The sequence below is a fragment of the Plantactinospora soyae genome (assembly GCF_014874095.1).
Lineage (GTDB): Bacteria > Actinomycetota > Actinomycetes > Mycobacteriales > Micromonosporaceae > Plantactinospora > Plantactinospora soyae.
This window is the reverse complement of record NZ_JADBEB010000001.1, coordinates 8,428,234-8,443,222: the sequence shown is the minus strand read 5'-3', so window position 1 is coordinate 8,443,222 and position 14,989 is coordinate 8,428,234. Positions and strand designations below refer to the sequence as shown.

Annotated in this window: 10 protein-coding genes; 5 read left to right on the top strand and 5 right to left on the bottom strand. The window is 70.9% G+C overall.

All coding sequences use genetic code 11. From position 1 onward, the window contains the following. Position 1: 1 nt before the first annotated feature. On the top strand, positions 2–2,077 hold the full coding sequence (locus tag H4W31_RS36955) for an ABC transporter ATP-binding protein (protein WP_192770834.1): 2,076 nt from the start codon (positions 2–4) through the stop codon (positions 2,075–2,077). A 56-nt stretch (positions 2,078–2,133) separates the two neighbouring features. On the opposite strand, the gene H4W31_RS36950 is transcribed toward H4W31_RS36955, so the two are convergent. From H4W31_RS36950 to H4W31_RS36930, 5 genes are all read right to left on the bottom strand, one after another. Further along, complete coding sequence (locus tag H4W31_RS36950; protein WP_192770833.1) at positions 2,134–2,997, bottom strand: hypothetical protein; 864 nt, start codon at positions 2,995–2,997, stop codon at positions 2,134–2,136. 18 nt (positions 2,998–3,015) lie between these two features. Next, a complete protein-coding gene (locus tag H4W31_RS36945; protein ID WP_225945877.1) occupies positions 3,016–3,507 on the bottom strand; it encodes a SigE family RNA polymerase sigma factor in 492 nt (163 codons plus the stop codon). Between the two features lie 220 nt (positions 3,508–3,727). Next, positions 3,728–5,923: a discoidin domain-containing protein gene (locus H4W31_RS36940; RefSeq protein ID WP_192770832.1), complete on the bottom strand. Its 2,196-nt coding sequence runs from the start codon at positions 5,921–5,923 to the stop codon at positions 3,728–3,730. Positions 5,924–6,127: 204 nt separating this feature from the next. Then, a complete protein-coding gene (locus H4W31_RS36935; RefSeq protein WP_192770831.1) occupies positions 6,128–7,066 on the bottom strand; it encodes an alpha/beta hydrolase fold domain-containing protein in 939 nt (312 codons plus the stop codon). Between the two features lie 416 nt (positions 7,067–7,482). Continuing rightward, a complete protein-coding gene (locus H4W31_RS36930; RefSeq protein WP_225945876.1) occupies positions 7,483–8,517 on the bottom strand; it encodes a LacI family DNA-binding transcriptional regulator in 1,035 nt (344 codons plus the stop codon). A 212-nt stretch (positions 8,518–8,729) separates the two neighbouring features. On the opposite strand from H4W31_RS36930, the gene H4W31_RS36925 reads away from it, so the two are divergent. The 4 genes from H4W31_RS36925 (at position 8,730) to H4W31_RS36910 (ending at position 14,854) form a co-directional block, all read left to right on the top strand. Beyond that, entirely contained in the window at positions 8,730–10,001 is a 1,272-nt protein-coding gene (locus H4W31_RS36925) for an ABC transporter substrate-binding protein (protein ID WP_192770830.1), read from the top strand. A 142-nt stretch (positions 10,002–10,143) separates the two neighbouring features. After that, positions 10,144–11,088 carry a carbohydrate ABC transporter permease gene (locus tag H4W31_RS36920; protein WP_192770829.1) on the top strand — a complete coding sequence of 315 codons (945 nt, stop codon included), beginning with the start codon at positions 10,144–10,146 and terminating at the stop codon, positions 11,086–11,088. Beyond that, a complete protein-coding gene (locus tag H4W31_RS36915) occupies positions 11,085–12,017 on the top strand; it encodes a carbohydrate ABC transporter permease (RefSeq protein ID WP_318783632.1) in 933 nt (310 codons plus the stop codon). The genes H4W31_RS36920 and H4W31_RS36915 overlap by 4 nt, the downstream gene beginning before the upstream one ends. Beyond that, positions 12,014–14,854, top strand: a complete 2,841-nt coding sequence (locus H4W31_RS36910) for a hypothetical protein (protein ID WP_192770828.1) — start codon at positions 12,014–12,016, stop codon at positions 14,852–14,854. The genes H4W31_RS36915 and H4W31_RS36910 overlap by 4 nt, the downstream gene beginning before the upstream one ends. Positions 14,855–14,989: the final 135 nt, after the last annotated feature.

The window sequence follows — 14,989 nt, the reverse complement described above, 5'->3', positions numbered from 1 at the left end:
AATGAGCGCACCGATCGAGCCAACCGTCCGGAACCACGAGGCGACCCGGAACGCGGGGGAGAGTCAGCCCCTGCTGCGACTGCAGAACCTCAACACCGACATCGCGCTGCGTCGCGGCACCGTGCACGCCCTCGACGACGTCAGCCTGGAGGTCCGCCCCGGCGAGACCCTCGGCATCGTCGGCGAGTCGGGCAGCGGGAAGACGATGACCGCGTTGTCGGTGATGGGCCTGCTGCCCCCGGGCGGCAGCGTGGTCGGCGGACAGATCCTCTTCGAGGGCCGTGACCTGCGGTCCCTGCCGACCGACGAGGTACGGCGGATCCGTGGCGTCCGGATGGGCATGGTGTTCCAGGACCCGCTGACCTCGCTCAACCCGACGATGCGGATCGGTACCCAGGTCGCCGAGCCGTTGCGGGTGCACGAAGGGGTCGGTAAGGCGCAGGCCCGGGAGCGGGCGATCGACATCCTGCGCCGGGTCGGGATGCCCCGGCCGGACAAGATCGTCGACAACTATCCGCACGAACTCTCCGGCGGGATGCGGCAACGGGTCGCCATCGCGATGGCCCTGATCTGCTCGCCGCGCCTGCTCATCGCCGACGAGCCGACCACCGCGCTCGACGTGACCACCCAGCGCCAGATCCTCGAACTCATCGACGACCTGCGGGAAGAGTTCGGGATGGCGGTCATCCTGGTCACCCACGACCTGGGTGTGATCGCCGGCCGGGCGGACCGGGTCGCGGTGATGTACGCGGGCCGGGTGGTGGAGACCGCCGCCACCGGTGAGCTGTTCCGGACGCCCCGGCACCGCTACACCGAGGCGCTGATGGAGGCGCTGCCGGAGTCGGCGGTGCGCGAACCGGGCGTACACGAGCGGCTCTACAGCATTCCCGGGCTGCCACCGGACCTGTCCCGACCGCTGACCGGATGCCGGTTCGCCCCCCGCTGCCGGTTCGTGACCGACGAGTGCCGTACCACCGAGGTGACCCTGTCGACGGGCGGCCACCAGCACGCGTGCCTGCACCCGGTCACCCTGACCACCGCCGCCCCGGCGGCCCGGACGGCGCCGGTGTCGGCGCCGGCGGCGGACGCCTCCGGGCCGGCGCCGGAGCCGATCCTGGAGGTCCGGGGTCTGGTCAAGGACTACGAGGCGACGACGGGTGGTCTGCTGCGCCGGACCTCCGGGCGGGTCAGCGCCGTGGCGGGCGTCTCGTTCGAGGTCCGTCCCGGCGAGACGTTCGGGTTGGTGGGCGAGTCCGGCTGCGGCAAGTCCACCGTGGGGCGGCTGGTCGTCGGGCTGGAGCGGGCGACCGACGGTCAGATCGTCCTCGACGGCACGGACATCGCCCGGCTGCCCCGGCGCGACCGCCGCCGGATGCACCGCCAGGTCCAGTTGATGTTCCAGGACAGCTATGCGGCGATGAACCCGCGGATGCGGGTCGACGCCATCCTCGCCGAACCGCTGGAGATCCAGCAGGTGGGTGACACGGCCGCGCGCCGGGCCCGGATCGGTACGCTGCTCGACCAGGTGGGACTCTCCCGGCGGGTGCTGGAGCGGTATCCCCACGAGTTCTCCGGCGGCCAGTTGCAGCGCATCGGGCTGGCCCGGTCCCTGGCCCTGCAACCTCGACTGATCGTCGGCGACGAGCCGGTGAGCGCGCTCGACGTGTCGATCCAGGCGCAGGTGCTCAACCTGATGCGGGACCTCCAGCGCGAACTGGGCCTGGCGTACGTGTTCATCAGCCACGACCTCTCCGTCGTCGACTACATGGCGGACCGGATCGGCGTGATGTACCTGGGCAAGCTCGTCGAGGTCGGTCCCGCGTACGACGTGGTCAGGTCCGCCCGGCACCCGTACACGCAGGCGCTGATCGACGCCGTTCCGTCCGCCAGCACGGACCTCGCCGGGCCACGCGAGAGCGTCACCATCCAGGGTGAGCTGCCCAGTGCGCTGAACCCGCCGACCGGGTGCCGGTTCCGCACCCGGTGCCCGCTGGCGCAGGAGATCTGCGAGACGGAGCCACCGCTGGCCGGCGATGTCCACCAGGTCGCCTGTCACTTCCCGCTGCGCCAGGCGTGACCGGGCGGCCCGACCGATTCGGAATCCATCGGCCGGGCCGCGCGGCAGTGTCGGGGCTAGGCCCTGATCCGGCCGGTCACCTCGATCGCCATCTGGGTGAGCTGTGCCGACGTCAGCGGCGGGTCCTGCTGTTGCAGGGTGGACTCCCGCTCTCCCACGCCGTACTCGTTGGTGCTGACGAGGTTCAGTAGCCGGCCGTCGACGAGTTCGACGTACACCTGGAAGTTGGCGGCCTTCCAGGGACCGGGGAACCGCTTCAGCTTCGTGAAGTCGGTCCGGATCGTCATCCGCTCGCCGTTCGGGCCGGTGCGCTCGGTGCAGCCGGTCTCGCCCCGGCAGCTGAGGAAGAGCTCGCGCTTCTTGTTCGGATCCTCCCTGGGCAGGGCCCGCGCCGCGACACACTTCGGTTCGTCGCAGCGCTTTCCGGTCACCGGTTCGAACCTGAGGATGTGCAGCGCGAGCATGCCCCTGCGGCCGTCGGCCAGCACCCCGGTACCGCCACTGAACATCTGCTCGTGCTGCTTCAGCGTGTTGTCGGTGAACAGTCGGGGCGGCTGCCCGTCCGGGGCGGCGTCGGAGAAGATGTTCGAACGGATCCACCGGGCGTCCGGCGCCGCGTTCCTGAGCGCGGCGTCGAGCGCCTCGGCCAGCCGCTTCGCGGTCAACTGGGCCGAGTCGCGGTCGTTCGCGACCAGTTGGAACCGGTTGTCCGCCGCGACGGGCGGCGGAGCCACCCCGGCCGGTCCGTGCTGGCCGGCCGCGACGATTCCGGCCGAGACCGCCAGTCCGAGCACCGCCGCCATGGTCCCGCCGATCCGCCGTACGGCGCTTCTCCGCCTCTCCCGCGCCACGATGGCGACGACGTCGACGGTGGAGGGCGGCGGCGTACCGACGACCTCGTCGAAGAGTTGCTGGTTCATCTCCGCTGATCCCCTCTCTCAGTTGCGGATCGACGCCGACAGCGCGCGCAGCGCGACGAGTCCACGCGCGGACTGGCTCTTCACGGTGCCCGGTGACACCTGCATGATCCTGGCGGTCTCCTCGACCGAGTAGTCGAGGTAGAAGCGCAGGACGAGTACCGCCCGTTGCCGTGGACCCAGCGATCGCAGCAGCTCCGCCAGCGACTCGCGGTCGTCGGCCCGATCCGGCGGCGACCACCGGGGCTCGGGAAGGCCGTCCGGCAGGCGTTCCCGGCGCCACGGCCGGCGTCGTTCGGTGAGCCAGGAGCGGCTGAGTACCCGCTGGGCGTACGCGTCGGGATTGTCCGCCCGGTTCACCTTGCGCCAGTTCCGGAACAGCTTGGTGACGGTGATCGACACCAGGTCGTCGGCCATGTGCCAGTCCTGGCACATCAGGAAGGCACTGCGCCGCCACCGGTCCATCCGGGCCGCGACGAACGTGTGGAAATCGTCTTCCTCAGCCTTCTGCAAGTCCAGCCTCCGTTCCTCCCGCTCGTGTTGCCGGTACGACCGGACCCGCCCCGTCGAAGGTTGCACGGCTGCGGAGTTCGTTCCCCGGTACCGGGGACGGTGGTCGAGGTGGCACGGCGGTGGACATCGTGGGCGGCTGGTGCCGGGCGGACGATGACGGAAGGGCGGTGCGGGGAGGGCGGTGCTGGGCGGCCGGTGCGCCGTACCGGCCACCCGCCGTTCAGCGGTAGACGCGCACGTAGTCGACGAGCATCCGGGACGGGAACGGCGTGGTCGCGTCGACCGGTCCCGGGAAGTCACCGCCGACGGCGAGGTTGAGGATCAGGTAGAAGGGGTGGTCGAAGACCCACGGGCCACGGGTCGACTCCACCGTCTCCTTGCTGGCGTAGAAGACCGTCTGGCCGTCCACCTTGAACGTGATGCCCCGGCTGTCCCACTCCGCGGCCCAGACGTGGAAACCGGCGGCGAAGTCGACGCCACCCGGGGCGGGATACTTCTGCCCGTACCCCGCGCCGCCGTTGTACTGCGGTGCGTGCAGGGTGGAGTAGCCCTCGAAGGTGTTCCGGCCGAGCACCTCCATGATGTCGATCTCCCCGTTGTACGGCCACGGACGCCCGGTGAGGAAGTCGGCGCCCATCATCCAGAAGGCGGGCCACAGGCCGTTGCCCTTCGGCACCTGGACCCGGGCCTCGATCCGGCCGTACTGGACGGTGAACTTGCCGCCGGTGTTCATCCGGTGCGACGTGTAGTCCCGGCCACCGGCGGTCTCCCGGCGTGCCTCGATCACCAGGGCCCCGGTGCCGTTCATCGAGGCGTTGTTGTTGTTCGTGTAGTACTGGATCTCGTTGTTCTGGCCGGTGCCGGGATCGATCGTCCACTTCGCCGGATCGGGCTTGCTGCCGGCCGCGCCGTTGAACTCGTCGCTCCAGACCAGCTGGTTCGCCGGGAACGTCGGGTCGGGGGGCATCGGCGGCGGTGCGGTCGGGTTACCGCCGGTACCGAAGACCTTGAACTCGTAGAGCGAGTAGCCGTACTGGCTCGACCGGGCCGTGCCGTACATCCGGACGTAGCGGCCGGTGCCGGTCACGTTCAGCGTCTCCTTGAAGCCCCGGCCGGTGGTGGTGGAGTAGATCGAGGTCCAGGTACTGGCGTTCGGCGAGACCTGGATCTGGTACGCGGCGGCGTACGCGGGATCCCATTGCAGCACCACCTGGCTGATCGTGGCGGTGGCGCCGAGGTCGACGTAGATCCAGCCCGGATCGACCCACCCGGTGGTCGCGCTGGTCGCCCACCGGCTGGCGGGATCGTTGTCGAAGGCCCGCGCGGGGAGGCACTCGAAGCAGGCGCCGTCGTTCTGGCTGGTCGAGGCGACTGCCGGTTTCTGGTACGACAGCAGCACGCTGCCGCCCGGCGGTGGCGTGGTCGGTGGTGGCGTGGTCGGGGGCGGGGTGGTCGGCGGTGGCGTGGTCGGCGGGTTGCCGGGTCCGGTGCCGGTCCGCACCGCGAACTCCCAGAGCGAGTAGCCGAACGCCGTTCCGCGCTGGGTGCCGAGGATCCGGATGTACCGGCCGGAGCCGGCGACGGTGAGGACCTGGGTCCCGCCGGTGCCGTTGGTCGTGCTGTGCACCGTCGTCCAGCTCGAGCCGTCGGCCGAGGTCTGGATCTGGAACGCGGTGGCGTACGCGGCCTCCCAGTTGAGGGTCACGCCACAGATCGACTGGGTCGAGCCGAGGTCGACCCGCAACCACTGCGGATCGGCGGCGAGGCTGGCCCACCGGGTGCCGGTGCTGCCGTCGACCGCCGAGGAGGCGGGGTAGGCGGCGGCGGACTCGGTCGACGACGCGGTCGCCGGCCGGCCCTGTGCGGCGTTGCCGGTGCCGCAGGCGCTGGTTCCGGACTCGCCGTACACCTGGAACTCCCAGAGCGAGACGCCGTACGCGGTGGCCCGCGCGGTGGCGTTGAGCCGGACGTACCGGCCGCTGCCGGTGACGGCGATCTCCTGCGTTCCGCCGCTGCCGTTGGTGGTGGTGTGTACGGTCGTCCAGGCCGAACCGTTCGTCGACGTCTGGAGGGTGAAGGCGCGGGCGTAGGCGCCCTCCCAGGTCAGCACGATCCGGCTCAGCGGCGCGACGGCACCGAGGTCGACCTGCAACCACTGGGGCTCGGCGAAGGCACTCGACCAGCGGGTGCCGGCGTTACCGTCGACCGCGGCCGACGCCGGGGTGGCGGCGGACTCCGTCGACGAGGCGGTGGCGGCCCGGCCCTGGGACAGCAGGGTCTCGGCCGCGTCGGCCGACGTACCGGTGACGGCGAGATAGCCGCCGAGCAGGGCCAGGATCGTGCCCGACAGGGTCAGGGCACGCCATCGGCTGAGCCACTGTGGTCGGACGTGGGGCGGGGACAGAGCGCTATTCATCAGTGCTCCCATAGGTGAGGGCCGCAACGTGACGGGCAGGTTGCGGGCCTGTGACGAACTGACGAGAGAGCGCTCTCTTCGATACTCTGAACCAATCAGCGAACGCTGTCAATGTCAGGTCGACGGCCGGCCGGAGAAATCACCCGACCTCGTACGACCTGCGAATACGCCCACCCGACGGCCGGTGTGCAGGTGTCGATCCCGTCAGGGACGTGGCCCGCCCCGGTCGGCGGTGTCCTGCGGGCGTACCGCCAGGGCGTCCCGGATGAACCGGTCGACGTCGTCCCAGCCGGGACCGGGACGACCGATGGTGACCTGCTCACGACCGGAGCGGGCCCGGTACACCCGGTGGGCGTCGTGGTTGGTCGGATCCAGCACCGCCCGCCAGTCGTGGCCGGCGCCCGGAACCGAGTGGAACGTGACGGTGGCACCGGCGTCCCGCAGCGCCTCGTAGAGCAGCACGCTCTGACCGTGCGGCACCAACCGGTCGGCCTGGCCGTGCAGCAGGAGCAACGGTGGAGCGGAGCGCGTCGCGTACCGGACCGGGTTCGCCGCGGCGGCCGCCTCCGGGCGGGTCCGGATGGCACCGCCGAGCAACAGCGACTCCGGCGACCGGGAATCGTCGTGGCAGCCGGTGATGCCCAGGTCCCGGTTGAACTCCCGACAGGCGCCGGGCAGCATCTGCTCGTCCATCCGGAGGAAGTCGGTCGGCGGGTAGAACGCCACCGCGGCCTGGACCCGACTCGCCAGCGCCGGAGCGTCGTGGTCGGTCAGGGCCGCCATCGCCGCCGTCCAGCCGCCGGACGAATCGCCCATGACGGCGAACCGCTCCGGATCGAGCCGGTACCGCCGGGCGTGGCTGCGTAGCCAGTGGATAGCCGCCTTGATGTCCCGCAGTTGGGCCGGAAAGGCACCCTGGCCGCTGGACCGGATGCTCACCCCGGCCACGGCGTAGCCCCGGGCGGTGAAGATCGCGGCGATCGGACCGGCGCTGTCCTTGCCGTCGTCCCGCATCCAGCCGGAACCGCCGGTCCAGACTATGAGCGGCCGGTCGCCCGGTGAATCCGCCGGCAGGTAGAGGTCCAGCAGATGTCCCCTGTGGTCGGTCGGCTCGGCCGGCCGGTAGGCCAGGTCGGGGATCACCGGCCGCCCCCGACCGGTGTCGCGCGGGCGGAGGTGGGAAACGGGTACGGCTTCCCGGTGGCGCCCGGTACGGCGTGCAGCGGCGTCAGTGGCGTGGCGTGCATGGCGGCCGGTTCTCCCTTCGACGTCGGTGACTCGTAGCCGCTACGAGTCTTCGCCGACGGGCCCACCGAGTACAGCCCCCACCCGTCGGAAGCCGCCGCGTCCCCGGGGCCGGTTCCCGGTCAATCGGGCGGTCCGGTCGACGGGGCGGTCCGGTCGGCGGGGCGGTCCGGTCGGCGGGGCGGTCCGGTCGGCGGGGCGGTCCGGTCGGCGGGGCGGTCCGGTCGGCGGGGCGGTCCGGTCGACGGGGCGGTCCGGTCGGCGGCGGATAACGTTATCCGCAGGATCGCCGGGCGGGCGTCGGTGGCCGGTCCTCACGGCGGCGGCCGGAGTTCGCCGGAGCCGCGTGGGATCAGCTCGACGGGCACCGTGACGTTCCGCACCGGACGGTCCGGATCGGCGGTCCGGGCCAGCAGCAACTCGATCGCGGTACGGCCGATCACGGCGCTGTCCTGGGCGATTACGGTGACCCCGGGGCGCAGGATGTCGGCCAGCGGAAAGTCGTCGAATCCGACGATGGCCAGCCGCCCGGCCTCGGCGCCGAGCCGGCGCAGCACCTCGATCGTGGTGGCGACGTTTCCGGTGATCAGGGCCGTTGCCGGCGGGTTCCCCCGGAGCACGGCGTCCAGGGCCGCGGCGACCCGGTCGGGGGAGACGAATCCGGGATGGACCAGGCCGTCGATTGTGCCGCCGTTCGCGGCCACGCAGGCCCGGAACGCGGCGGCCCGCTCCCGTCCCGTGAAGATCCGCTCGTCGTCGCCGATGTAGGCGATCCGGTGGTGGCCGTGCAGGACGAGGTGGCGGAAGGCCATCCCGATCCCGGCCGCGTTGTCCGACAGTACGGCGTCGGCGGCCACTCCGCCGGTGGGCCGGTCGACCGCCACCAGCGGCATTCCGGACTCCAGTTCGGCGGCGAGGTACTGGTGGTTCGTGCTGATCGGCTCGATGATGATCCCGTCGACCCGGCGCCGGCACATCGACATGACGGCCTCGCGTTCCCGCTCCTCCTCGTCCTCGGTCGACATCGCCAGTACGGTCAACCGAGCCTGGCGAGCGGCCTGGTCCACGGCGCTGAGCACCGGGTGGGCGTCGGCCAGGTTGCGGACCGCGGCGCCGATCGTGCCGCTGACCCCCCGGCGCAGTTGCTGGGCCCGTTCGTCCGGTGCGTAGTCCAGTGCGGTGATGGCCGCCCGGACCCGGGTGACCAGGTGTGGGCCGACCGTCGGGTCGTCGTTGACCACCCTGGACACGGTCCGCAACGCCACCCCGGCCTCCCGGGCCACGTCCCGCATCGTCGGACGCTTGCGGCGTCGTCGGGCCGCCGGGTCCTCGGCCGCACGCTCGGTCATCGCCCGATCCTCCTACTTCCGTGCCGATCAGCGTGCCCCGTCTCCGTCACGTTCCGGTCCGGGCAACACCCTTGACACGCCGTCGAAACTTTCTATGCTCCGGGATAACGTTATCGCAGACATGATCATTCAACACGCACCGGCCGCCACACAAGCGGCGCCGCACCCTCTGAACGATCCGTACCCCCACATTCGTCCGTAGGAGGATCACCTTGATACGGAAGCCCCTGTTGGCGGCTGGCGTCGCAGGTCTACTCGCCCTCACCGCAGCCTGTTCCGGCGGTGGCAGCGGCGAGGGTGGCGCAGGCGCGCTGACCTACCTGACCTTCGAGACGCCGAGCCTCACCTCGACCTTCTGGAACGACTCGATAGCGGCGGCCCAGAAGGAGGCTGCCGGAGTGAAGATCAACCGGATCACCGCACCGAGCACCGACCGGGACGCGTACGCCAAGCAGTTGCAGTCCTCCGGGCAGTTCCCGGACCTGCTCCAGTCGATCACCCCGTCCAACTTCGTCGGCGCGGGGCTGCTGAAGCCGTACGACAAGACGTGGGTGGAGGCCAACTTCCTGCTGCCGCAGGGGAACGCGCTCAAGGGCGAGGTCTACATCCCGCCGACCAACTCACAGATCGTGCCGCAGGTCTACTACAACAAGGAACTGTTCGCCAAGGCGGGCATCGCCCAGCCGCCGAAGAACTGGGCCGAGTTCCTGGACGCCTGCGCCAAGCTCAAGGCGGCCGGGGTCAACCCGATCGAACTCGGTGGCGCCGACCCGTTCGCCGCCGGGATGCCACTGGTCGGCATCATCAGCGCCGACATCCTCGGCAAGAACCCGAAGTGGCTCCAGGACCGGTACGCGGACAAGGTGAAGTTCGCCGACGCGAACGTCGTCACCGCGGTCGGGAAGTACCGGACGCTGGTCAGCAACGGCTACTTCGACAAGGGTGCGCTGGGCGTGAAGTACGCCGACTCGATCACCCGGTTCACCGGCGGCAAGTCCGCGATGTACCCGATGGGCAGCTGGTTCCTCGGCGCCGTACCCAAGGACAAGGCCGACAGCTTCGGCTCCTTCCCCTGGCCCACCGACGACGGCTCGGTCGTCGTGCCGTTCGTCGTCGGCGGCTCGATGGCGATCAGCGCCAAGACGAAGGATCCGGCGGGCGCGACGAAGTTCGCCCAGGCCTGGTCGCTGAACCCGGCCAACCTGAAGCTGCTGATCGAGACCGACGGTGCGTTCCCGATGCTCAAGGAGAAGACCCTCGACGACTACGGCGTCACCGTGACCCAGGTCTTCAAGGACTCGTACGCCTACGTCACCGAGCAGAACAACAAGGTCAGCGCGATCGGCTGGGCGACGAACGACGACTCGCTCCCGCCGGGCCTTAACGACCAGTTCTACGCGGCCAGCCAGGCCCTGTTCACCAGCGACGACGTCGCCGGCGAGCTGGCGAAGCTCGACGGCGCCTGGAAGACGGCGACCCAGTAGGCGTTCTCCGCCCGGGGATCCGCGCGCCGATCGCGGATCCCCGGCCGGCACGGGAGACCGAAGACGGCGGGCTCCGGCCCGGTCAATCCCGCCGGGCAGCCGCCCGGTGCGTCGAGGAAAGTGACATGCTGACGGATCTGACATGTTGACCGGGGCGGCGACCCCACCCGACCCGGCCCGGCCGGCCCCGCGCCGGACCCGGTCGTGGCTACCCGCGGCGCGGGGCGACCGTGGACTGTTCCTGCTGGCCGCCCTGGCGTTTGGCCCCTACCTGATGTTCCTGGTGCTGCCGCTGCTGCTCAGCCTGCGCAGCAGCTTCACCAACCAGAACCCGCTGCGGGCCACGAACGAATTCATCGGACTGCGCAACTACACCGAGATGGCCGGCGACGAGCAGTTGCGGGCCAGTCTGGCCTTCACCCTGACCCTCGCGGTCGGGGTGACCATCGCCGCCAACGTCCTGGGCGTCGCCTTCGCGATCCTGCTCAACCGGACCAGCCTGAGCTACCGGGTGATGCGGACCATCGCGTTCCTGCCCCAGGTGCTCTCCGGCGTCATCGTCGCCTTCGTCTGGCAGACCATCCTGACCCAGAACGGCCTGCTCAACAGCATGCTGACCGGGATCGGGCTGCTCGACGAGCCGTACCCCTGGCTGGGCAGTCCCCGGGCGGCGCTGTTCTCCATCGGCGTCGTGGTCACCTGGGTGCTCAGCGGGTTCACCACGGTCGTCTACCTGGCCGCCCTACAGGGCATTCCCGTGGAGTTGAACGACATGGCCGAGATCGACGGCGTCCGGGGAGGCCAACGGTTCCGCACCATCACCTGGCCGCTGATCGCGCCCGGCACCACCATCAGCGTGACGATCTCGCTGATCACCGTCCTCAAGCTCTACGACATCATCGCGGTGCTCACCGGTGGCGGGCCGGCCAACTCGACCCAGTCGACGGCGCTCTACATCGTCAAGCTCGCCTTCACCAGCGACCGGGTCGGCTACGCGTCGGCCGTGGCGATGCTGCTGCTCGCGCTCTCCGCCGTCGCCGCGCTGACCGTCACCAGTGCGCTGCGCCGCCGGGAGGTGAGCCTGTGACCGCCCTGAACGCCCACACCGCGCGGGACGCCGGCCCGCCCGCCGGTACCGGCGGGCCGGGGTCCGGGTCGCCTGCCCGGCCTACGGGTGCCGGCCTCGCCGCCCGACGTACCCGGGCGCGGGTCCGGGCCGTGCTCGCCGCGCTCGTCACGCTGGTCTTCGTCGCACCGATCTACCTGATGCTGGTCAACGCCTTCAAGGGGCAGGACCGGATCGTGGCGAACCCGGCGTCGCTGCCGATCCCGCCGATCCTGGACAACCTCGGTACCGCGCTGACCCGACCGGACAACCTGATCCCGCTCGGCCTGCGCAACTCGTTGATCGTGGTGGTCTGCTCGGTGGCGCTGCTCATCCCGCTCGGCGCCGCGTTCAGCTTCCACATCTCCCGGCGGCGGACCCGGACCCGGGCCGCCATCCTGGTCGCGCTGGCCGCCGGCCTGATGGTCCCACCGCAGGTGACCCTGCTCCCGACGATCCAGATCCTCACCTGGCTCGGCCTCGACCACAGCTACCCGGGACTGATCCTGTCGAACCTCGGCGGCGGGTACCTCTCCTTCGCCGTTTTCGTCTACGTCGGCTTCATGCGCGGCATACCCGACGAGATCATCCAGGCCGCCCGGATCGACGGCGCCAGCGGACTGCGGATCTGGTGGCAGATCGTGATGCCGCTGGTCCGGCCGGCCAGCGCGACCGTCGCGATCTTCCTGTCGCTGTGGATCTGGAACGACTTCCTCAACCCGCTGTTCATCCTCGGCCCGTTGCAGGGCCAGACCATCACCACCGGGCTCTACCTGACGATCGGACAGTACTCAGTGGACTACGGCCAGCTCTTCGGCATCATGTTCCTGGCGGGGGTGCTGCCGGTGCTGGGCTACCTGGCCGCGCAGAAGCAGTTCGTCGCCGGCCTCACCGCGGGGTCCACCAAGTGAGCGCCGAGCCCGGGGAGCACTGGATCAGCGGCGCCGAGCCCGGGGAGCGGCCGCCCGGCGTACCGGACCTCGACGAGGTGGCGGGGGAGTGGGTCGAGGCGGCCGAACTCGCCCACCTTCCGTCACTGCGCAACCAGCGTGGGCAGGCGCACGTCAACCACGACCTGACGTCGCTGTCCTGGCTGGCGGCACCGCCGTACTCGTTCGGCTACCACACCGGGGTCCTGCGGGTGGACGGGACGATGGTGGACGCCCAGCGGTTCCGGTGGAAGCCGTGGGGAGTCCGTCGCGAACACCGGTCCGGCGGTCTCTCGGTGTGCACCGACACCCGGCTGGCGCTCGCCGAGGACGTCCTGCTCTGGCAGATCGAGATCACCAACGAGCGGGACCACGCCGCGACCGTCACGGTCGAACAGGACCTCTTCGCGCCGGTCGCGCACAGCGAGATCGGCTGGGGCTGGCTCTACAACGTGCCGTGGAACGGTGGCGACCACCACGACTACCACTCGCTGGAGCGGATCCGCGACACCACCCGGGCCGGCCGGGCCGAAACCCCGTACCTGCTCGGCTCCGGCAGCCGGCGGCTACGCCTCGGCCGGCCGCGCCAGCCGGGCATCCAGCGCGACGACGACGTCGCGCCGATGCTGCTCGAACACGAGTTGCCGCAGCACGTCAGCGTGGACACGGTCTACCCGCACCGGGAGTCCGCGAAGGGCACGCTGCGCGCCCTGCGCTGCGCCCGGACGGACGCCGACGCGGCCGATCCGGCACCCGCAGACGCGGCCGATCCATTACCCGCCGACGCGGCCGATCCGGTACCCACAGACGCGGTCGTCCTCGACCATCCCGCCGCCGTCGACCTGGACCGGGACAGCGCGGTCAGCCTCGACGAGTTCGAACTGCGGGCCGGCCTGTCACTCGGCTTCGAGTTCCGCCCGGCCAGCCTCGGCCACGCCGGAATCCTGCTCACCCACGGCAACCACCCCGACTCGCTGCAACTCGGACTCGACGGTGACCGGCTCTGGATCGGGATCTGCGGCGAACGGGAGTACGCCGACCAGCCCCTGCGGGTCGGGCAGTGGCACGGCATAACCGTCGTCGTCGGCGACCACGGGATCGTGCTCCGCCTCGACGGCCGGCCGGTCGCCCGTACCGGACACTGGTCCCGCCCGGTCCGATGGGCGAGTACGGTCTCCGGCACCGAGGTCTCCGGCACCGAGGTCTCCGGCACCGAGGTCTCCGGCACCGAGGTCTCCGGCGCCACGGTCGAGATCGCCGACCGGCTCTCCCCGGCCCGCGCCCGGTACGCCTTCGCCACCCCGCCCAGCGCACTCGTTCCGCTCGGCGTCGGTGCGACGGCGACCTGGACCCTGCCGCTCGGTCCCGGCCAGACCCGGACCCTCGGCGTGGTCTGCGCGTACGGCACCGATCCGGCCGTCGTCGCCACGGTGGCCGCGCGTACGGCCGCTGCCCTGCCGGCCACGATGTCCGGCACCGAACAGGGAATGCGGCGGCACTGGGCGAACATGTTCACCCCGGGCAACGACGACTTCAGCGGTCACCTGCCGACCCTGCGCACCGCCAACGCCGACCTGTCCCGGGCGTACTACATGGGTGCGCTCGTCGCGCTCTACCTGCGCAACCTCACCGCCAGCCCGACCGAGCCGGTGTTCCTGACCGGTGGCCCCCGACTCGGCCCCACCACGACGTTCTACTGGGACCACACCGAGTGGAGCCGGATGTACGCCCTGCTCGAACCGGCCGGCCTGCGATCCTGGCTGCTCCGGGCGCTGACCGGCCCGTACGACGCGTCGTTCGGGTTCGACGTACGCGGTGGCGGGCCGCTGGGCAACAACTACTCGTCGAACCACTACTCGCTGTTCCGGCTGACCGAGCACTACGTCTGCGTCACCGGGGACCTGGCGTTCCTGGACGAGCCCGCCGGGGCGGCCACCGTCGCGGAGCATCTCGAACGGCTCGCGTACGGCTGGCGGGACCGGCGCGATCCGGCGACCGGAGGCGTACTGGCCGACTTCGGCGACGACTCCTGGCAACTACTGGAGTGCGTACCCAATTACACGAACGTGGTCGCCGGGTTCAACGCCGCGTACGTCGGCATGCTCCGCTCGCTCGCCGGGCTGCTGCGGTTTCGGGGACGCGACGACGACGCTGAACGGGCCCGGGTCGACGCGGACCGGCTCGCCGCCGCCGTCCTCGATCTCTACGCCGGGTCCGGACGCTGGCAGGTCCGGCATCCGGGTGGCACCGACACGATCGGGCACAGCTTGGACTTCGGCCTGGTCGCCGCCGCTCTCGGCGCAGAGCTGACCGAGCGGCAGCGTACCGAGATGGTGACCTTCGCCGTGCAGAAGCTGCTCCGGGCACCGTGGATGCGGGCGCTGGCCGCCGACGACCCGATCGCGCCGTTCTGCGACCGGGCCGACCACGGCGCCAGCGGCGCGTTCTGCGCCTGGCCCGGGGTGACCGCGTATGGCCTGGCCCGGTTGGGCCGCCGCGACCTGGCGATCGCGCTGCTCGGCGCCACCCCCGGGGCGGCCTCCGGCGCACTGTGGGGCCAGGCGATGGAACTCGTCGAGGACGACCCGGGCCGGTTCCGGGTCCGGGTCGCCGAACTCGGGGTCGCCAACCGGGACTCGATCGGCGGTGCGGCCACGGCCGAAGCCGTTCTCTCGGGGCTGTTCGGGATCGAGCCCAGCTTCGTTGACCTCGGCACCGGCACCCCCGTACCGCCCGGCACCGTCCGCTGCCCGGACGTCGGGGAGCTGACCAACCTCAACATCACGCCGGCACACCTGCCGGCCGTCGCACCGCGCTGATTTCCCACAGGTGTTAGGAAGGGCCCCCGCATCTACAGAAAGCGATAACAAGGGGCCCTTCCTTGCAAACCCCCTACCCGTACCAGGAAGGGAGCGTCGTGAGAGGTTCACCACCACTACCGCGGCACCACCGAC

What these genes read in the sequence shown, in the direction of transcription:
- H4W31_RS36955 (WP_192770834.1), top strand. Translation starts at nt 2, where the DNA reads ATGAGCGCACCGATCGAGCCAACCGTCCGGAACCACGAGGCGACCCGG.
- H4W31_RS36950 (WP_192770833.1), bottom strand. Translation starts at nt 2,997, where the DNA reads ATGAACCAGCAACTCTTCGACGAGGTCGTCGGTACGCCGCCGCCCTCC.
- H4W31_RS36940 (WP_192770832.1), bottom strand. Translation starts at nt 5,923, where the DNA reads ATGAATAGCGCTCTGTCCCCGCCCCACGTCCGACCACAGTGGCTCAGC.
- H4W31_RS36930 (WP_225945876.1), bottom strand. Translation starts at nt 8,517, where the DNA reads ATGACCGAGCGTGCGGCCGAGGACCCGGCGGCCCGACGACGCCGCAAG.
- H4W31_RS36920 (WP_192770829.1), top strand. Translation starts at nt 10,144, where the DNA reads ATGTTGACCGGGGCGGCGACCCCACCCGACCCGGCCCGGCCGGCCCCG.